Raw genomic sequence first — 18883 nt, 5'->3', positions numbered from 1 at the left:
TCGGCCTCAGGGTGCGGGTTGTCCTGGGCTGGTCGCGCGGTTCCCCACGCCCCTGAGGGGGCACGGCCAAGGGGCCGGAGAGTTCCTGTGAACTCTCCGGCCCCTTCGGCCTGTTTCTTCCCCCGAAGGGCCCGGCTCAGGCCGCCGCTCGCCAGGTGCGGGGGCCGTCGAAGCCGGTGACGCGTTCGGGGCGGCGCCACAGGGCGACGACCTGGTGCTTGCGGGCCGTGTCGTCGGGTGCGACGCCGGGGCCCGCGGTGACGGCCATCAGTACCGCGGTCAGCGCGGCCAGCTCCTCCGGGGAGGGGCAGCCGCGCTCGATCCGGAAAAGCGGACCGGCCGCGGGTTCGCAGACGGGACCGGCCGCCGGTTCGGATACGGGATCGGGGGCGGGAACGGGATCGGGAACGGGGACAAGGGCGGGGCGCTGGATGCTCATGGTTTCCTCCCTGCTCACTGGGGCGGGTTGCCGTGCTTGCGGCGCGGCAGCTCGGCGTGCTTGGCCGCGAGCATGGCGAGCGAACGGGCCAGGACCGCCCGGGTCTCGCGCGGGTCGATGACGTCGTCGACCAGCCCGCGTTCGGCGGCGTAGTAAGGGTGGACCAGCTCCTCCTTGTACTGGTCGATTTTCTCTTGACGCATCGCGTCGGGGTCGTCCGCGGCCGCGATCTCCCGCCGGAAGACCACGTTGGCGGCCCCCTCGGCACCCATGACCGCGATCTCGTTGGTCGGCCAGGCCAGCGCGATGTCGGCGCCTATGGAGCGGGAGTCCATCACGATGTACGCGCCGCCGTACGCCTTGCGCAGCACCACGGAGACCCGCGGCACGGTCGCGTTGCAGTACGCGTACAGCAGCTTGGCGCCGCGCCGGATGATGCCCTCGTGCTCCTGGTCCACGCCGGGCAGGAAGCCGGGCACGTCGACCAGCGTGACCAGCGGGATGTTGAAGGAGTCGCAGAACTGCACGAACCGCGCGGCCTTCTCGCTCGCCTTGATGTCCAGGACACCCGCCATGGCGGCCGGCTGGTTGGCGACGATGCCGACGGTGTGACCGTCGATCCGGGCCAGGGCGCAGACGATGTTCGGCGCCCAGCCCGCGTGCACCTCCACGTAGTCGCCGTCGTCGACGAGTTCCTCGACGACCCCGCGCATGTCGTACGAACGGTTGCCGTCGTGCGGCACCAGGTCGAGCAGCACGTCCCCGGACCGGTCGCCCGGGTCGCCGCTGACGTGCCGGGGCGGCAGCTCGCGGTTGTTGGACGGCAGCAGCGACAGCAGATAGCGCACCTCGGCGAGGCAGCTCTCCTCGTCGTCGTGGACGAAGTGCGCCACTCCCGAGACAGCGCCGTGCACATCGGCCCCGCCGAGCCCGTTCTGGCTGATCTCCTCGCCGGTGACCGCGCGGACCACGTCGGGCCCGGTGATGAACATCTGCGAGATGTCCCGGACGGCGAAGATGAAGTCGGTCAGGGCGGGCGAGTACGCCGCGCCACCCGCGCACGGGCCGAGCATCACGCTGATCTGCGGGATGACACCGGAGGCCCGGGTGTTGCGCTGGAAGATGCCGCCGTACCCGGCGAGCGCGGAGACACCCTCCTGGATGCGGGCGCCCGCACCGTCGTTGAGCGACACCAGCGGCGCCCCGGCGGCGATGGCCATGTCCATGATTTTGTGGATCTTGCAGGCGTGGGCCTCGCCCAGCGCGCCGCCGAAGACACGGAAGTCATGGGCGTAGACGAAGACCGTACGGCCCTCGACCGTGCCCCAGCCGGTGATCACACCGTCGCCGTAGGGCTTCTTGGCCTCCAGGCCGAAGCCGGTCGCACGGTGCCGGCGCAGCGGTTCGACCTCCTGGAAGCTGCCCTTGTCCAGCAGTAGTTCGATGCGCTCGTGAGCGGTCAGCTTGCCCTTGGCGTGCTGTCGTTCGGTCGCCTTCGGGTCCTGCCCGGCACGGGCGATGTCCTTGCGTTCGGCCAGCTCCATCAGCCGGCCGCCCAGTTCGATGGGTATCGCGGGCTCCATGTACGGATCTCCCATTCAAGTGGATCAAAGTGGATCAAGAGGAACGACGGTTCGGTCAGCGGGCGAGCAACGCGGTCAGTTCGCCGACGGTGCTCTCCCGCAGCACCTCGGCGGGCACCTCGGCGTCGAGGGCGCGCCGGATCCGGCGCCCCAGGTGCAGGGCGTCGAGCGGGTCCAGGCCCTGGCCGCGCAACGGCAGACCGGGCGAGAGCCGGTGCCCCGGCGGGACCGCGAGCAGGTCGTGCAGTTCGAGGCGCAGGCAGTGGCCGATGGTGCGGGCTCGTGCGTCGGGGGGCATGGCGCGCAGCTGGACCGGGTCCGGGAGCCGGTCGAGCCAACTGCACGGGGTGTCGTCACTCAGGGGACTCATGGGGCTGCCTTTCAGGGAGAGGGCCGGGCCCGAGGAGTGCCGGTTCCGGCCGATGGCTGGGAAGGAATCGACGTGTGCGCCCCGCGAGCAGCACCGCGAGCGCCGCCGCCGACGAGGCGAGCCCTCCCACGTACAGGCCGGAGCGCGCACCGTGACGGACGGTGAGCCAGCCCACGAGGAGGGCGCCGAGTGGGGTGAGTCCTTGCAGGATGAGCGTGTAGAGCGCCATCACCCGGCCGCGATAGGCGGCGTCGCTGCCCAACTGGATGCGGTGGTTGGCGGCTTGGGCGAAGTAGAGGGTGGCGAAGCCGGTCAGAAACAGCAGCAGGGCCGCCCACGCGTAGGTGGGCGACCAGCCTGCCGCCGTCTCGAGGAGCCCGAAGGCGAGTGCGGAGGCGGTGACGGTCAGGGCGGCCGGGCGGGCGCTGCGCACGGTGGAGGCGAACGCGCCGAGCAGCGAACCGGCGGCGAACGCCGTGGTCAGCAGCCCGAACGCGGTCGCGCCCGAGTGGAAGACGGTCTTGGCGAGCAGCGGCAGGGTGAGCTGGAAGTTGAAGCCGAACAGGCCGACCACGGCGACCAGCGCCAGCGGCACGAACAGGTCAGGGTGCCCGCGCACGTACCGCAGCCCGTCGACCACCTTGACCCCGCGCTCCGGCGGGGCCGTGCGCAGGAGTTCCCCCGGGCGCATCAGCCGCAGCCCGGTCACGGTGGCGAGATAGCTGACCGCGTTGATCAGCATGGCCGTCCCCGCGCCGACCGCGCTGATCAGCAGTCCGGCGAGGGCGGGACCCACCACGCGGGCGGTGTTGAAGTAGGCGGCGCTGAGCGCCGAGGCGTTGGGCAGCAGTTCGGGGCCGACCATCTCGCTGACGAACGCCATCCGGGTGGGCACCTCGACCGCGTTGACGGTGCCGAGGCCCAGCGCGAACAGATACAGCTGCCACAGCTGGGCGGAGCCGGCCAGGACGAGTACGGAGAGTGCCAGCGCGAGGGCGCCGGAGACCAGGTTGGCGAGGGTGAGCAGCAGCCGCTTGTCGTGGCGGTCGGCGAGCCGGCCGCCGTACAGCGTGAACAGCAGCAGTGGGGTGAACTGGAGCGCGGTCACGGTGCCCAGGGCCGTGCCGGAGTCCCCCGTCAGGGAGAGCACCAGCCAGTCCTGGGCGGTGACCATCATCCAGGTGCCCGCGACCGAGACGACCTGGCCGGCCGCGAAGAGCCGGAAGTTGCGCACGGACAGAGACCGGAAGGGCGTACGACGGCTGCCGACGCCCGCGGCCGACCTGCCCCTCCTTCCCCGCCTCGCCCTCTTCGTCGTGTCCCTGGCGCCGGGCCGTGTGGTCGTCATGGCATCAGGGCGTCACGGACGCGCCCGCGGACCGGCGCGCGAGGCATTCCTCGAAGAACGCGAACGCGCGCAGGTGGTAGGTGCGGGCGGCCCAGCCGAGGCTGATGTTGTGCCCGGCACCGGGCTGACGGTCGACGGCTGCGGACGGCGCCGAGGCGAAGTGCGCGGCGAGGTCGGCGACGGTGTCCTCGTCGTGGTGCCACCACAGTTCCTGCTCGGCGAACGTCAGCCGCACCGGGACCTGCACGGCCGCCGCCGCGACCGGGAACCGCCGCGGCCACTGGAGTGCCTCGGCCTGCTCGCGCGGGGGCATCGGGGCGACCAGGCCCTCGGCCTCGCGGAAGGTGTTCGGCGGGTAGAAGCGCAGGGCACCCCAGTTCCGCTTCCAGTGCCGGTGCTGGTGCGGGTCGGGGCCGCCCTCCGGGTGGTCGACCGCGTAGTCCCGGCCGAGCCCGGAGATGTCGAGCCCGAGCAGCGGCGGTACGGCCGGATCCGGATCGCCGGCCTGGCAGGCGGCGTACGTCAGGGCGAGCTTGCCGCCGAAGGAGTGCGCGAGCAGGAACACCCCGGCGCCCGTCTCGGCGCGGCCGGCCAGGTGCCGCAGTGCCGCGTGCAGCGCCGCTGACTGCTCGGCCAGGGTCTGACCGCTCGGGGCGTCCGCGGCGGACAGCCCGTAGCCGGGCCGGTCGACGGCGACCATGGTGTAGCCGAGCCGGGCGCCGAGGGCGAGCAGGGAGACGTCGGGGTGGGCCTGCCCGTCGAAGTACCCGGCGCTCATTCCTCCCCCGTGCACCGCGACGACCGTGGCCCGCGGCGGCCCGGAGGGTTGGGCGATCAGCGCGGAGAGCGTGACGTCACCGGCCGCCAGGGCGACGGGGCGCACACCCGGGGACATCGAGGGCATGGCCGGACCGGGTACGGACGAGGGGATGGTCTCGACCGTGGGAACGCTCACTGGGGTACTTCCTCTCGTGTTCGTGCTTGCGTGTTCGTGCTTTCGTGTGGGTGCTCTCGTGCGGAGCGGTTGCCGGTGGTGGCTCTCAGCGGGCTTCGGGTGCGCCGAACCAGCGGCGCAGCGTCGCGCACAGCTCCGCCGAACCGGTGTCCGCCCAGGCCACATAGCCGTCGGGGCGGACCAGCACCGCGGCGGCGCCGCCGAACGCGGCCGGGTCCTGCGGGGTGCCGGTGACGACGGTGACGCGGTCCTTCCAGCGGGCAGCCGCCTCGCGCAGTACGGAGTCGTCGGCGAGGTCGAGCAGCACGCCCTGGGCGGCGTGGAGGAGTTCGGGCGTACGGACCTCGCCGGCGGCGGTGTTCAGCGCCCGCGGCGGCAACCTGCGCCCGACCAGCGAGTCCCCGGCGCCTCCGAGGTCGTAGCGGACGTCGAGGTGGCTGACCACCCCGGCGAGGTGCCGCTTGACCGAATCGAGGCCGATGAGCTCGGCGAACAGATCACGCAGCGGCTGGGACTCGGGGCCGCCGAGGAAGACCGTGCCCTGTGCCTTGGTGTTCATCAGCAGCCGCGCGCCGACCGCGTGACGCTCGTCGTGGTAGGTGTCGAGCAGTCCCTCGGGAGCCCGGCCCTGGACGGTCGCCGCGAGCTTCCAGCCGAGGTTGACCGCGTCCTGGACACCGGTGCTCAGTCCCTGGCCGCCGGCCGGCAGATGGATGTGCGCGGCGTCGCCGACGAGCAGCACCCGCCCGCGCCGGTACTCGGTGACCTGGCGGGTGGCATCCGTGAAGGAGCTGACCCAGTCCGCGCCGCCGCCGGAGATGTCCTCACCCGTCAACCGCTCCCAGGCCGCCGCCACTTCGGCGAACTCCGGGGTCTCACTGCGGTCGGCCGGCGGGGTGCCGTGCTCACACACGATGATCCGGTCCACGCCCTCCTTCAGCGGCGCGGCCATCACCATGCCGCCGGGCAGCCGCTCGCCCAGGAAGCGCGGCGGGATCTCGCAGCCGACGACATCCGCGAGATACATGCCGCGGGTGGCGGGCGTACCGGGGAAGTCGAAGCCCGCGGCCTTGCGCACCGGGCTGTGCCCGCCGTCGGCGCCCACCAGGTACGCGGCGCGCAGCGTGCGCTCGCCGTCGGGCGCGGCCACGGTGACGGTGACCCCGGTCCCGTCCTGCTCCAGCGCCAGGAACTCCCAGCCCCGCCGGATGTCCGCGCCGAGCTCGCCCGCCCACTCCTCCAGAACCGCCTCCGTCTGGGACTGGGGGACGCCGCGGGCCCCGAAGTGGGCGTCCTCCAGCACGGTGTAGTCGAACTGCACCCCGCCGAAGTGGCCCATCGGGCTCTTCTCCAGCCCGCCGAAGCGCGGGACGAGACCGCGCTGGTCGAAGGACTCCATGGCGCGGGCGGTGAACCCGAGCCCGCGCGACTGTCCGGTGGGCCGCGCCAGCCGCTCGGCGACGATGACGCTCACCCCGCCCAGCCGCAGTTCCCCGGCCAGCATCAGCCCGGCCGGGCCGGCGCCGACGACGATGACGTCCGCGTCCATCTGCGCGTCCATGGGTGTCCTCTCCTCGCGCGCCCGGGCGCGCGTCGCATCGGTGGGTGACGTGCGGTGCCTCAGCTGTGCGTGTGCTGGTCCGTGCGTGTGCGTGAGCTTGTCCGTGCCCTGCCGTGCCGTGCCTTTGCCTGTGGCTGTGCGTGCGCCTGGGCTTGTCCGTGACGGGCCGTGCGGTCGTACGCCGTCCTTGGTCGTACTCAGTCGTCGGCGGCCGCGGTGCCGAACCAGCGGGTCAGCGCCCGCGCCAGACCGGCCGCACCGGAACCGGCCCAGGCCACATAGCCGTCGGGGCGGACCAGCAGGGTCTGCCCGGCCGACAGCGGGCCGCCGGCCACGGGGCGGTCGGCGACGAAGGCGACCCGGTCCGACCAGGGAGCCGCCGTCGCGCGCAGCGCCGGGGCGCCGTCCCCGTCCAGGGACAGCAGCAACCCGCGACCGGTGCGCAACAGTTCGGTCGTACGGCGCCGCGCGCCGCCCTCCGCGGGCTCCAGCCACACGTCCGGCAACCGCCGCCCGAGCAGCGGGTGTGCGGCGGAGTGGATCTCGGGGCCCTCGACGTCGTACCGGATGCCGAGGCCGCTGATCATCCCGGCGAGATGCTGCCGTACGCCGTCCAGGGCGACGAGTTCGGTGAGCAGGGCGCGGGCGGGTTCGACCTCCGGGCCGCCGAGCAGCAGCTCGACCTGGGCCCGGATGTTCGCGAGGACCTGGCGGCCCACGGTGTGGCGCTCGGAGTGGTAGGTGTCGAGGAGGTCCTCGCCCGCGCTGCCGCCGACGACGGCGGCGAGCTTCCAGCCGAGGTTGAAGGCGTCCTGGACGCCCAGGTTGAGGGCCTGTCCGCCGCTCGGCATCTGCCGGTGCGCCGCGTCCCCGGCGAACAGGACGCGACCGTGCCGGTAGTGGGCGAGCTGCCGGTTGGCGTCGCCGAAGGCGTTGACCCACAGCGGGGTGCCCTGGCTGATGTCCTCGCCGGTGACGCGCTTCCAGACGTCGGTGACCTCCGCGAAGTCCGGCTCGGCGCCGCCGCGTTCGGCGGCGGGGCGCCCGAACTCGTGGACCATCACCCGGGTCACCCCCTCGCGGGTGGCGGCGATGGCGAGCCCGTGCTCCAGGCGCTGGAAGCGCCGGTCGGCGACCTCGACGCCGCAGACGTCGGCGCGCAGCAGTTCGCGTGCGGCGTCCCGGCCCGGGAAGGGGGCCCGGACCAGGCGCCGTACGGTGCTGTCCTCGCCGTCGCAGCCGACCAGGTAGCGGGCCCGGATGCGGACGGGACCGTAGGGACCGATGGCCTCGGCCTCCACCCCGTCCTCCGCCGTGAGGGACAGCAGCTGGTGCCGGCGCCGGAGATCGGCGCCCAGCTCGGCGGCCCGCCGCTGCAGCAGCTCCTCGGTGCGGGTCTGCGCGACCTTCCACTGCCCGGGGTGCGAGCTGGGCAGCGTCAGGTCCAGCGGTACGCCGCCGAAGTGACCGCGCGGCTCGCACGGCGGCGTACCGAGCTCGTTCAGCAGCCCGCGGGAGTCGAGGATCTCCATCGTGCGGGCGTGCAGGGTGGAGGCCCGGGATTCGGTGGTCGGGCCGGGGCGCTGGTCGACGACGACCACCTCGGCGCCGCCCAGCCTCAGCTCGGTGGCGAGCATCAGCCCGGCGGGGCCCGCTCCGACCACGAGGACGTCGGTGTCCAGGATGGCCGTGTCGGTGTCCTGATGGTCCGTCGTCATCGTCAACGCCTGTTCTCTGCGAAGGCCTTGGCGTGGGTGAGGGTGGCTCGGCTGTTGGTGGACAGGGCCGTGTGGACGTACTCGCGGGCGTCGGCGACGGTGGCCCCGCAGCCGAGGATGCTCTCGATGTTGTCCGTGTTGAGGGTGACGGTGTGCTGGGAGGTGGCCGCGACGCCCTGGTCGGTGTCCTGGAAGGTCCAGTGGCCGGTGTGGAGGGTCATCAGCGCGGGCAGGGTGACCTGCTTGTACGCGATGCGCTGGTGGGGGAAGGTCACCCGGTAGGACTTGGTGGTGTGGACGGAGCCGTCCTTGGCCCGGGTGTCCATCTCCAGGGTCTGGAGTCCCACGGTGTCCTCTTCCAGACGGACCGTCGCCACGTGCGGCAGACGCTCCGACCACAGGTTCGCCTCGTTGATGAAGGCGTACACGTCCTTCGCCGAACCGTCGACGTAGACGGTGTCCTCGAAGGAGAAGGTCACCTCCTCCGCCGCGTGCGCGAACTCGACGTTCTTCTTCAGCGCGGCCAGCTCGGAACGGCTGTTCTTGTCGACGGCCTGGTCGATCCACAGGAGGTCGTGCGGGTCGTCGTCGACGGCGCGGTAGTCGTGCAGCAGCCGTACCCGGGAGGCGTTCTCGCCGAGCGGCTCGATGATCCAGGTGCCGCCCATCGCGGCGACCGGCGGGGCGGTCACCTCCTGGCGGAAGGTGATGCGCAGGGCCTCGGGGTCCAGTTCGCGGCGCGAGGTCCAGTTCTTGGCCTCGCCGTTGGCGGTGGCCCAGATCCGTATCCGCTCCTGGGAGCCGTCGTGCTCCACGCGGTCCACGTGGATGGTGGGCGGGAAGATCCGGGGCCAGTTGGTGACCTCCGCCAGCAGCCGGTACACGGCCGGTGCGGGCGCGGCGATCGTGATCTCGTGCTCTACCTCACGGGTCGTCATGACGCTTTCTTCTCCATGGCTGGGTACGGGCTGCCGGTCGGTGGGGGTGCTCAGAAGTTGCCGAGTCCGCCGCAGACGTTGATGGCCTGAGCGGTGACCGAGGCGGCCGTGTCGGAGGCGAGGTAGGCGACCATGCCGGCGACCTCCTCGGGGGTGGAGTAGCGGCCGAGCGGGATCTTGGCCTGGAACTTCTCGAGGATGGCGTCCTCGGAGGTGTCGTAGGCGGCCGCGTATCCGGCGCGCACGCGCTGGGCCATCGGCGTCTCGACATAGCCCGGGCAGACGGCGTTCACGGTGATGCCGGTGGGGGCCAGCTCATTGCCGAGGGCCTTGGTGAAACCGACCACGCCGTGCTTCGAGGCGGAGTAGGGGGCTCCCAGGACCACGCCCTGCTTGCCGGCCGTGGAGGCGATGTTGATGATGCGGCCACGGCTCTTGTGGCGCATGCCGCCGGTGTTGAGCACCTCCCGCGTCAGCCGGAACACGCTGTTGAGGTTGGTGTCGATGACATCGGTCCACAGCTCGTCCTCGATGTCGGCGGTGACGCCGCCACCGGACCGGCCGGCGTTGTTGACCAGGACGTCGACGGTGCCGAAGCGGTCGACCGCGGCCTGCACGAAGGCGCCGACCGAGGCGGGGTCGCGGACGTCGAGGACCGTGCCGTCGGCGTCGATGCCCTCCTCCTGGAGGATCTTGACGGTCTCGGCGACGTTGTCCGCGCTGCGGGCGCCGATGAACACACGGTGGCCGGCCGCGGCCAGCGCCCGCGCGGACGCGAGGCCGATGCCGCTGGTGGCCCCCGATATGAGAGCGACCCGCTTTTCCAGCGTTGACATGTGCTTCCTCTCCCTCTTGTTCTGCGGGATGGCGCTTGCTTCTGCGGGGCTGCGGCGGAGCCGGACCGGACGAGGTCACGAGGTCAGGTGAAAGGTTTCGCCCGGTCCGGGAACGCCGTCGGGCGTCAGGCGGCGGCGGGCTCGTCGGCGCCGAACTGCTGGTTCACGGCCTCGATGAGGGCGCGCGGGGTGTCGGCGTCGGTCAGCAGGTCCTCGTCGAGGACGATCCCGTACTCGCGCTCGATACGGCTGCCGGTCTCCAGGAGCGCCAGCGACTCGTAGCCGAGGACTTCGAACGGCTCGTCGAGGATGTCGCCGTCGAGGTCGACGCCCTCGTCGACACCGGCGCCCTCCTGGAGGATGCGGCGCAGGTCGTCCAGGGTGAATTCCGAAGTGGACACGTGGGTTCCTTCCCAGGTCGAAATGGATCGTTCAGTCGGGGGTCTTGGGGGTGTGGGGGGCAGGGGGTGCCGGTCAGTCGACGGCGCGGACCACGACGGCCGAGTTGAAGCCGCCGTAACCGCGGGCCAGGACCAGGGCGGTGCGCACCTGGGCGGTGCGCGACTGGTTGAGGACCAGGTCGAGGCCGTACTCCTCGTCGGGGTTGATGTGGACCGTCGGAGGGATGAGGCCCTCCTCGATGGCCAGCAGCGCGGTGGCGACGTCGAGCGGGGCCGCGCCGGAGTACAGCCGGCCCGTCATCGTCTTGGGCGCGGTGACCGGGACACCCCGGACCCCGAAGACCGCCGAGATCGCGTCGGCCTCGACACGGTCCAGCTCCGGCACGCCCGCCGCGTCCGCGAAGACCACGTCGACGTCCTCGGGGGCGGTGCCCGCGTCGGCGAGGGCGAGTTCGATCGCCTTGCGCAGGGCGGGCTCGCGGTCGCTGCCGGGCCGCGGGTCGAACGTCGAGCCGTAGCCCGCGATCTCGCCGTAGATCTTGGCGCCGCGCTCGCACGCCGACTCGACCGACTCCATGATCAGGATGGCGCCGCCCTCGCCCGGTACGTAACCGGCCGCGTCGGCGTCGAAGGGCAGGTAGGCACGGGTCGGCTCGTCGCTGGTGCTCAGCCGGTCGCCGGCCATCTGCGCCACCCAGCCCCAGGGGCAGATCGACGCGTCGACGCCCCCGGAGACGATCATCGGGGTGCCCTTGCGGATGAGCCGCCGGCCGTGCGCCACCGCGTCGAGACCGCCGGCCTCGTCACTGACGATGACGCCGCTGGGGCCCTTGAGCCCGTTGCGGATGGATATCTGGCCGCTGTTGACGGCGTAGAACCAGGCGAAGGACTGGTACGCGGACACGTACTGGCTGCCCTGGCTCCACAGCTTCTCCAGCTCGCCCTGTCCGAACTCGAAGCCGCCCGAGGAACTGGCCGTGACGACGCCCATGTCGTACTCGGGCAGTTCCTTGGGGTCGATGCCCGCGTCCGCGAGCGCCCACTCGGCGGCGACCAGCGCCATCCGGGTCATGTGGTCGGTCTGCGGCAGCAGCCGGCTCGGCAGCACGTCCGCGGCGACGAAGCCGGGCACCTCGCCCGCGAGGGTCGAGGGGTAGGAGGACGGGTCGAAGCGGGTGACCCGCCCGATGCCGTTCTTGCCGGTCCGGGTGGCGGCCCAGTAGTCCTGTGTGCCCAGTCCGTTGGGGGCGGCGATGCCCAGACCGGTCACTACCACCGTGGTGGTCATGCCACGCTCCTCTCGGGACGCGCCAGCACCATGGCGCTCTGGAATCCCCCGAAGCCGCTGCCGACCGTGAGCACCGCGTCGGTGAGCTGCTCACGGGCGACCAGCGGCACGTAGTCGAGGTCGCACTTGGGGTCGGGGGTGGTGAGGTTGGCCGTGGGCGGCACGACGTGGTTCTCCATCGCCAGCGCGGACGCGGCGATCTCGATGGAGCCGATCGCGCCGAGCGAGTGCCCGACCATCGACTTGATCGAGCTGACCGGGGTCCGGTAGGCGTGGTCGCCCAGGCTCCGCTTGAACGCCTCGGTCTCGTGGCGGTCGTTCTGCTTGGTGCCCGAGCCGTGCGCGTTGATGTAGTCGATCTCGGTCGCGTTCATCCTGGCCTCGTCGAGCGCGACCGTGATGGCCTCGGCCATCTCCGCCCCGTCCGGACGCAGACCCGTCATGTGGTACGCGTTCGAGCGCGTCGCATAGCCCGCGATCTCGGCGTAGATGTGTGCGCCGCGCCGCTTGGCGCTCTCCAGCTCCTCCAGGACGAACACGGCGGCACCCTCCCCGAGGACGAACCCGTTGCGGGTCCCGTCGAAGGGGCGCGAGGCACGCTCGGGTACGTCGTCCCGGGGCGTCGTCGCCTTGATCGCGTCGAAGCACGCCATCGTGATCGGCGAGATCGGGGCGTCGGACGAACCCGTGATCATGACGTCCGCCGAGCCCTCGCGGAGCAGCTCCACGGCGTGCCCGACCGAGTCGATGCCGGACGTACAGCCCGTGGAGACCACCGTGTTGGGGCCCTGCGCGCCCACGGCCCACGCGACCTCGGCCGCGAAGGAGCTGGGGACCAGGTAGTTGTACAGGTGCGGGGCCGTGTAGGCGTGGTCGACCAGGTGGAGCCGGCCGCCGTCGCTGACGACGTTGTACTCCTCGTCCAGACCCATGGTCGCGCCGACCGCGCTGCCGATGGTGACGCCGACCCGGTACGGGTCGTAGGCGTCGATGTCGATACCGCTGTCGGCGACCGCACCACGGGCCGCGACCACCGCGAACTGCGCGGCGCGGTCCATCCGGCGTATCTCCTGCGGGCGCAGCCCGTGCTCCGCGGGATCGAAGTCGATCTCGGCGGCGACCCGGGAACGGAACGGGCTGGGGTCGAAGAACGTGATGCGGCGGGTGGCCGTACGGCCCTCGCTCAGCAGGTTCCAGAAGTTCTTCGCCCCGACACCACCGGGGGCGAGCACCTCGATACCGGTGATGACAACTCGTCGGCCGGTCACGCGGACGCCTCCCAGTTGTAGAAGCGTGTGGCCATCGCGTCGGCCGGGGAGCGCCAGGTGGCCGGGTCGTACGCCTCGATGAACGGCTTCAGGTCCTCGCTGATCTGTATGAAGCGGGGGTCGTGCCGGGCGTGCTGGATCAGCTCGCCGCCGTTGTCCGCGTCGAAGTCCTGGAGGTGGAAGTACAGACCCCGGTACTGGAAGAGCTGGCGCCGGCGCGTGCCCATGCGGTGCGGCATTTCCGTGTCGTCGAAATCACCGAAAATCTTCGCGACGTCGACGCTCGACCCGGGATCCATCCGAGCCACAATCAGCGTGCTGTACATACGTTTCCCTCTCCTCGGGGCCCACCACACAACAGTTGACGAAAGCTCATATTCAGTATCTTGGGCGGTACGAGCGGTTTCAATATTCCCCGTGTCAGGGAATTGTCAGACCGGTTCAGAATTGCGCTGGAAAATGCCGGGGAATACTGGAGACCGCCAGGGAATACTGGGGACTGCCGGGGAATTCAGCTGGTGATTTCGCACATGGCGGCGCCCGCGGCGACGGACGCGCCCACTTCGGCGGTGAGGCTCTTGACGATCCCCGAGCGGTGGGCGTTGAGGGGCTGTTCCATCTTCATGGCCTCCAGGACGACGACGAGGTCGCCCTCCTTGACCTCCTGGCCCTCCTCGACCGCGACCTTGACGATCGTGCCCTGCATGGGCGAGGCGAGCGTGTCACCGGAGGCGACCGGGCCCGACCTCCTCGCCGCGCGGCGCTTGGGCTTGGCGCCGGCCGCGAGGCCGGTGCGGGCCAGGGACATGCCCAGCGAGGACGGCAGCGAGACCTCGAGGCGCTTGCCGCCGACCTCGACGACGACGGACTCGCGGCCCGGCTCGCCCTCCGCCTCCGCCACCTCGGCGGGGTGGGTGAAGGCCGGGATGTCATTGGCGAACTCGGTCTCGATCCAGCGGGTGTGGACCGTGAACGGGTCGGCGGAGCCGGTCAGTTCGGGGGCGAAGGCCGGATCCTTGACGACCGCGCGGTGGAAAGGAAGCGCGGTGGCCATCCCGCCGATCTCGAACTCCTCGAGGGCGCGGGCGGCGCGCTGGAGCGCCTGCTCGCGGGTGGCGCCGGTGACGATCAGCTTGGCGAGCAGGGAGTCCCAGGCCGGACCGATCACGCTGCCGCACTGCACACCCGCGTCCAGGCGGACGCCGGGGCCGGAGGGCGGCGCGAAGGTGGAGACCGTGCCGGGGGCCGGGAGGAAACCCCGGCCGGGGTCTTCGCCGTTGATGCGGAACTCGAAGGAGTGGCCGCGCAGGGCGGGGTCGCCGTAGCCGAGTTCCTCGCCGTCGGCGATGCGGAACATCTCGCGGACGAGGTCGATGCCGGCGACTTCCTCGGTGACGGGGTGCTCGACCTGGAGGCGGGTGTTGACCTCGAGGAAGGAGATCGTGCCGTCCATGCCGACGAGGAACTCCACGGTGCCGGCGCCGACGTAACCGGCCTCCTTGAGGATCGCCTTGGAGGAGGAGTACAGCTCCGCCACCTGGGCGTCCGACAGGAACGGCGCGGGGGCCTCTTCCACCAGTTTCTGGTGGCGGCGCTGGAGGGAGCAGTCGCGGGTGGAGACGACGACGACGTTGCCGTGGGTGTCGGCCAGGCACTGGGTCTCGACGTGGCGGGGCTTGTCGAGGTAGCGCTCGACGAAGCACTCGCCGCGGCCGAACGCGGCGACCGCCTCACGCACGGCGGAGTCGTAGAGCTCGGGGACCTCTTCGAGGGTGCGGGCGACCTTCAGGCCGCGTCCGCCGCCGCCGAAGGCGGCCTTGATCGCGATCGGCAGCCCGTGCTCCTTGGCGAAGGCGACGACCTCGTCGGCGCCGTTCACCGGGTCGGGGGTGCCCGCGACGAGGGGGGCGCCGGCGCGCTGGGCGATGTGGCGGGCGGCGACCTTGTCGCCGAGGTCGCGGATGGCCTGCGGAGGCGGGCCGATCCAGGTCAGGCCGGCGTCCAGGACCGCCTGGGCGAACTCGGCGTTCTCCGACAGGAAGCCGTAGCCCGGGTGGATGGCGTCCGCGCCGGAGTCCTTGGCGGCCTGGAGGACCTTGGCGATGTCCAGGTAGCTGGTGGCGGGGGTGTCACCGCCCAAAGCGAACGCCTCGTCCGCCGCCCGGACATGCGACGCGTCCCTGTCTGGTTCCGCATACACGGCAACGCTCGCGATCCCGGCATCCCGGCACGCCCGGGCCACGCGGACAGCGATTTCGCCACGGTTGGCGATGAGCACCTTGCGCACGATGAACCTCCCAGACTCCGCTCGGAGCCACAAGACTGTTCGAGTGCGCACTTCCCCTTCAATACGGTCCGTTGCAGAACTGGGTCAGAATCCGCAGACCCGGGGCAGTACTTACCGGAAGAGGAAAGAGGAAGGTCAGACCTCCGTCAAATAGCCGGACCCGGCGGACGGATCCACCGGGTCCGGAAAGAAAAGGAATGCGCCATTCCGCAGAGAATTTCTAGGGACGATCGGGGGGCGTTCGGAGGCGTTCCGGGACGGCGTTCGGGAGGGTTCCGGGACGGCGTTCCGGAGCGGCGTTCGGGAGGGGTTCGGGAGGCGCTTCACAACGTCCCGCGGGGTTTCGCGGGACGGTCGACCACGTGGCAGATCAACCACGTGGCCGGTCGAGCTCCCGGGCTCGTCCCCGGTCAACCGTCCCGCAGGGCCTTGCGGTACCAGGGCGCCGCGAGGGGGAAATCGGTGTCGAAACCGGCGCCGGGTGCGCGACGCAGGTCGGACCAGAGCGGGGTGCTGTCGAAGACGTGGTCGGTGGTGAACATGTCGAGTCCGGACGGAGGTACGCCGTTCTCGGCCAGGACCGCCCGGGCTCGGTCGACGGTCAGTTCCCGGTCAGGCCGGTCGGCCCCGGTGCACTCGGCGACCGCCCGCAGAAGAGTGTCCACGGGGAGGGGCTCCGGGTGGGTGGCGTGGTAGATGGAGGCGGTCAGGTCGGCGGCGGGAGCGAGCGCGCTGGCCACCAGCAGCGCGGCCAGTTCGGGTACGGCGATCACGGAGCTCCGGGCGGGCCAGCCCTCCACCGTGCCGGGCAGCACGCGCAGCATCCGGGTCAGGCCGGGCACCACCCACCTGTCGCCCTCCCCGTACACCAGGTGCGGGCGCAGGACGACACCGCCGGCCGCGAGAACGGTGTCCTCGGCCGCGGCCCGGGTGCGCGACGTGGGCGAGCCCGGGTTGCGGCGCAGTTCTTCGGGCCGGGCGCCGCGGAAGGTGCCACGGCCGTAGACGGACGCGGTGCTCAGCTGGACGATGCGCGCAACCCCCGCGCGGCGCGCTTCCTCGACGAGCGCCGCCGTGCCACGGGCGTTGACGGCCTCGTTGGCCTCGACGCCGCCGCCGATCCGCGAGGCGCAGTGGATCAGGACGTCGACGCCGTCGCACACCCCGCGCAAGGACGCGGGGTCGGTCAGATCGGCCCGAACGACGCGAGCACCGTCATGGCCCGCAGGACCCTCCTGGGTCGGGGGACCGGAGCCGAGCAGGGGACTGCGATGGGACATGAGCCTCAAGTCGGCCCGGTACCGGGCCGCTTCACGGATGACGTGTCCGCCGACGAAGCCGGCGGCGCCGGTGATCAGGATGGTGGGCACGGGTCTGTCTCCTCGGGATGGGGACGATCTCCCAGGCGTACGGAGGATGCGCGGGCTCAGCGGCCGCGCGGGCTCAGGACGAGCTCGGCGGTGAAGACGGTCTCAGCGTGCTGCGTACCGCGCACCCGCACCAGTACGCCGCCCTCCGTACCGTGCGGTTCGGCCTGCGGCTCGATCCAGCAGGGCGCGTCGAACTCGGCGTAGCGCGCGAAGTTGCTCTTGAGACCCAGCAGGAGGGCGTCCGGCATCCCGGTCGACACGAGGCCGGCCTGCCGGGCGGCTTCCAGCAGGACCATGCCCGGTATGTGATCGACGGGGTGGTCGAAGAAGGTGGGATGGGCGGTGTCGACGCGCAGTTCCCAGCGGTCGCCGCTGCCGGAGGCCGATCCGGGCTCGGCGAGCAGCACGTGCCGGTCGTCGGCGTGGCCCACCGCGGCCGGGTCGATCGCGGGCGGCACGACGCGGTCGGTGGTGGTGGGCCGGCCGGCGCGCAGCCTGCGGTGGACGGCGGGACTGGTGCAGCTGAACGCGGCGCCGGCGGTGGCCAGCGCCCTTCCGTCGCGCAGCACGGTGACGTCGTAGCGCATACCGCCGAGCACCCGGCCCCTGCGGACGATGTCGCGGCAGACCGTGCGCAGTTCGACCTCCGTGGGGACGGCGTCCGCGACGAGGAGTTCGGGGGAGGTGCTGAAGAACATGTCCCACATCAGGAACTGGTGCCCGAAGGGGACGCCGAACTCCGCGTGCGCGAGCAGGGAACCGATCTGGCGGACGGACTCGATCAGGAGCATCGGGTCCTGGTAGCCGCCGGACTGGGTGAAGAAGGAGTGGCTGCGCGGCCATTGGGCGCTGACCGCGAATTCGTCCGGGTCGGGTCCGGCTGGCTCGGCGGCGGCCTCCCAGCCGGTCAGCAACACCTCCGAGACGGCGGCGCGATGGACGTACTCGCGCGGAACCGTCGTGGTCAGCCGCGGCGTCAGAGTTCGCGTGGCGGTCTGAACGGAGGCTTGGGCAGAGGCCTGGGCAGAGGTCTGAACGGCGGGTTGAACAGCGGTTCGGGCAGCGGGTCGTGAGGCGGTTCGTGAGGCGCTGGTGCCCACCGTCGCGACGTCGTCTTCGACGGACACACGGGTGGAGGTGGTGTACGACATGTACGGCACTCCTGTCTGTTTCCGAGCAGGGGGCAGCAATCCGTACCGCCGGCAGCCACCCCCCGTGGCCGACGTTCTCTCGCCCACACAAGATACAGACATGTCTGTTCGGTTTTTCAAGTAAAGCTTTAGCATCCTTCGAGCGATGAGCCGCCGCTACGGGCCGATACAGCACGATTGCGCCACCGGGGACGCCCGATCTTACAAACCGTGCAGACCTGCATGGTTAGCGCCAAGGACACACGCAGGACAAGGAGGTCCACCCCGACCGCAACCTGCCGGAAACATGACCTTGAAGCGTTGAGTCTCTCCACATACACGCAGGTCAACATGGGTAGATTGGAAAAGGTACGGACCGACGCGCGGGGGATTTCGAACGCGTTGACAATCAGACAAGTCTGTTTGCTATCGTCCTCATTGTGAGAGTTCAGCAGTCCGTTCCGTGATGACGAGACTGTGCCTCAGGAGGAGCAGATGAATCGGCAAGCCGTGGATCTACTCGACGCCCGATCGCAGCGCAATCTTCCGCACCGCCCCACGATTCCCCAGCCCGGGCGGGCCGTTGCCCCACAGACGGCCGCCGACCACCCCGGCCCCCCGGCCGGCGCACTGCGCGTCCTGGTCGTAGAAAACGACGTCAGGGCCGCCGACTCCCTCGTCCAGGGCCTGCTGCGGCAGGGGTACGCCGCGCAGAGCGTGGCCACCGGCACCAAGGCGCTCCAGGCGCACCGCGATGCCGATCTCCTCCTGCTCGACCTGGACCTGCCCGACCTGGACGGGCTCGAGGTGTGCCGGGGCATCCGAGCGGTCTGCGACACCCCGGTCATCGCCGTCACCGCGCGCGGCTCCGAGCTCGACAGGGTGCTCGGACTGCAGGCCGGCTCGGACGACTACCTGGTCAAGCCGTACGGCTTCCGCGAGTTGCTGGCCCGGATGGAGGCGGTGATGCGCCGGGTGCGTCAACAGCCCGCCGCCGCCCAGGTCATCACCCACGGGCCGCTGCGCATCGACGTCGGCACCCGGGTGGCCACGCTGCACGGGAAGCCGGTGGACCTGACCCGCAAGGAGTTCGACCTGCTGCACTTACTGGCCTCGCAGCCCGGCACCGTCATGCCGCGACGCCAGCTCATGGCGCAGGTCTGGGACGACACCTGGTCCCACCGCGGGCGCACCATCGACACCCACGTCAGCAGCCTGCGCGGCAAGCTCGGTTCGAGCAGTTGGATCATCACCGTACGCGGTGTCGGTTTTCGGCTCGGCCACCCCTGAGCGGCACCCGCAGGCCGTATGAAGACCACGCAAAAGCCGCTTGAGGGGCCACTTGAAGACCACTCGAGGTCCGCTTGAGAAGCACTCGGTGAACGGCCGAG

17 protein-coding genes are annotated in these 18883 nt (G+C 71.1%); 1 reads left to right on the top strand and 16 read right to left on the bottom strand.

Going from position 1 to position 18883, the window contains the following annotated elements; genetic code table 11:
- Positions 1-136 precede the first annotated feature (136 nt).
- From OG798_RS27900 to OG798_RS27825, 16 genes are all read right to left on the bottom strand, one after another.
- Positions 137-439: an acyl-CoA carboxylase subunit epsilon gene (locus OG798_RS27900; protein ID WP_097225348.1), complete on the bottom strand. Its 303-nt coding sequence runs from the start codon at positions 437-439 to the stop codon at positions 137-139.
- Between the two features lie 14 nt (positions 440-453).
- Entirely contained in the window at positions 454-2022 is a 1569-nt protein-coding gene (locus OG798_RS27895; RefSeq protein WP_067384835.1) for an acyl-CoA carboxylase subunit beta, read from the bottom strand.
- Between the two features lie 55 nt (positions 2023-2077).
- On the bottom strand, positions 2078-2392 hold the full coding sequence (locus OG798_RS27890; protein ID WP_095853656.1) for an acyl carrier protein: 315 nt from the start codon (positions 2390-2392) through the stop codon (positions 2078-2080).
- Positions 2376-3740 (bottom strand): MFS transporter, encoded by a 1365-nt coding sequence (locus OG798_RS27885; RefSeq protein ID WP_328757871.1) that lies wholly within the window; start codon positions 3738-3740, stop codon positions 2376-2378. The genes OG798_RS27890 and OG798_RS27885 overlap by 17 nt, the downstream gene beginning before the upstream one ends.
- A 4-nt stretch (positions 3741-3744) precedes the next feature.
- The gene (locus OG798_RS27880) at positions 3745-4644 is read right to left on the bottom strand and encodes an alpha/beta hydrolase (protein ID WP_177324387.1); all 900 of its coding nucleotides are present in this window, start codon (positions 4642-4644) and stop codon (positions 3745-3747) included.
- Positions 4645-4780: 136 nt separating this feature from the next.
- Positions 4781-6244 (bottom strand): FAD-dependent monooxygenase, encoded by a 1464-nt coding sequence (locus tag OG798_RS27875; RefSeq protein WP_443054199.1) that lies wholly within the window; start codon positions 6242-6244, stop codon positions 4781-4783.
- Positions 6245-6453: 209 nt separating this feature from the next.
- Positions 6454-7974, bottom strand: a complete 1521-nt coding sequence (locus tag OG798_RS27870) for an FAD-dependent monooxygenase (protein WP_121415591.1) — start codon at positions 7972-7974, stop codon at positions 6454-6456.
- 2 nt (positions 7975-7976) lie between these two features.
- On the bottom strand, positions 7977-8912 hold the full coding sequence (locus OG798_RS27865) for an aromatase/cyclase (RefSeq protein ID WP_267062338.1): 936 nt from the start codon (positions 8910-8912) through the stop codon (positions 7977-7979).
- A 50-nt stretch (positions 8913-8962) separates the two neighbouring features.
- Positions 8963-9748 (bottom strand): 3-oxoacyl-ACP reductase FabG, encoded by a 786-nt coding sequence (fabG, locus tag OG798_RS27860; RefSeq protein WP_060898869.1) that lies wholly within the window; start codon positions 9746-9748, stop codon positions 8963-8965.
- Positions 9749-9873: 125 nt separating this feature from the next.
- Positions 9874-10149: an acyl carrier protein gene (locus OG798_RS27855; RefSeq protein WP_054237212.1), complete on the bottom strand. Its 276-nt coding sequence runs from the start codon at positions 10147-10149 to the stop codon at positions 9874-9876.
- Positions 10150-10222: 73 nt separating this feature from the next.
- Positions 10223-11437, bottom strand: coding sequence for a ketosynthase chain-length factor (locus OG798_RS27850; RefSeq protein WP_095853661.1), 1215 nt, complete (start codon positions 11435-11437; stop codon positions 10223-10225).
- Complete coding sequence (locus OG798_RS27845; RefSeq protein ID WP_054237210.1) at positions 11434-12705, bottom strand: beta-ketoacyl-[acyl-carrier-protein] synthase family protein; 1272 nt, start codon at positions 12703-12705, stop codon at positions 11434-11436. The genes OG798_RS27850 and OG798_RS27845 overlap by 4 nt, the downstream gene beginning before the upstream one ends.
- Complete coding sequence (locus OG798_RS27840) at positions 12702-13031, bottom strand: TcmI family type II polyketide cyclase (protein WP_054237209.1); 330 nt, start codon at positions 13029-13031, stop codon at positions 12702-12704. The genes OG798_RS27845 and OG798_RS27840 overlap by 4 nt, the downstream gene beginning before the upstream one ends.
- A 185-nt stretch (positions 13032-13216) precedes the next feature.
- The gene (locus OG798_RS27835; protein ID WP_267062337.1) at positions 13217-14992 is read right to left on the bottom strand and encodes an acetyl/propionyl/methylcrotonyl-CoA carboxylase subunit alpha; all 1776 of its coding nucleotides are present in this window, start codon (positions 14990-14992) and stop codon (positions 13217-13219) included.
- Between the two features lie 410 nt (positions 14993-15402).
- Positions 15403-16362 (bottom strand): NAD-dependent epimerase/dehydratase family protein, encoded by a 960-nt coding sequence (locus OG798_RS27830; RefSeq protein ID WP_328757869.1) that lies wholly within the window; start codon positions 16360-16362, stop codon positions 15403-15405.
- 56 nt (positions 16363-16418) lie between these two features.
- The gene (locus OG798_RS27825) at positions 16419-17513 is read right to left on the bottom strand and encodes a ScbA/BarX family gamma-butyrolactone biosynthesis protein (RefSeq protein WP_328757868.1); all 1095 of its coding nucleotides are present in this window, start codon (positions 17511-17513) and stop codon (positions 16419-16421) included.
- A gap of 474 nt (positions 17514-17987) precedes the next feature.
- Here OG798_RS27825 and OG798_RS27820 point away from each other — a divergent pair, with 474 nt between their 5' ends.
- Positions 17988-18782, top strand: a complete 795-nt coding sequence (locus tag OG798_RS27820; protein WP_095853665.1) for a response regulator transcription factor — start codon at positions 17988-17990, stop codon at positions 18780-18782.
- Positions 18783-18883: the final 101 nt, after the last annotated feature.

It is taken from the genome of Streptomyces sp. NBC_00271 (assembly GCF_036178845.1).
GTDB lineage: Bacteria > Actinomycetota > Actinomycetes > Streptomycetales > Streptomycetaceae > Streptomyces.
The sequence above is the reverse complement of the archived record's forward strand: the minus strand, read 5'-3'. Positions and strand labels throughout refer to the sequence as shown.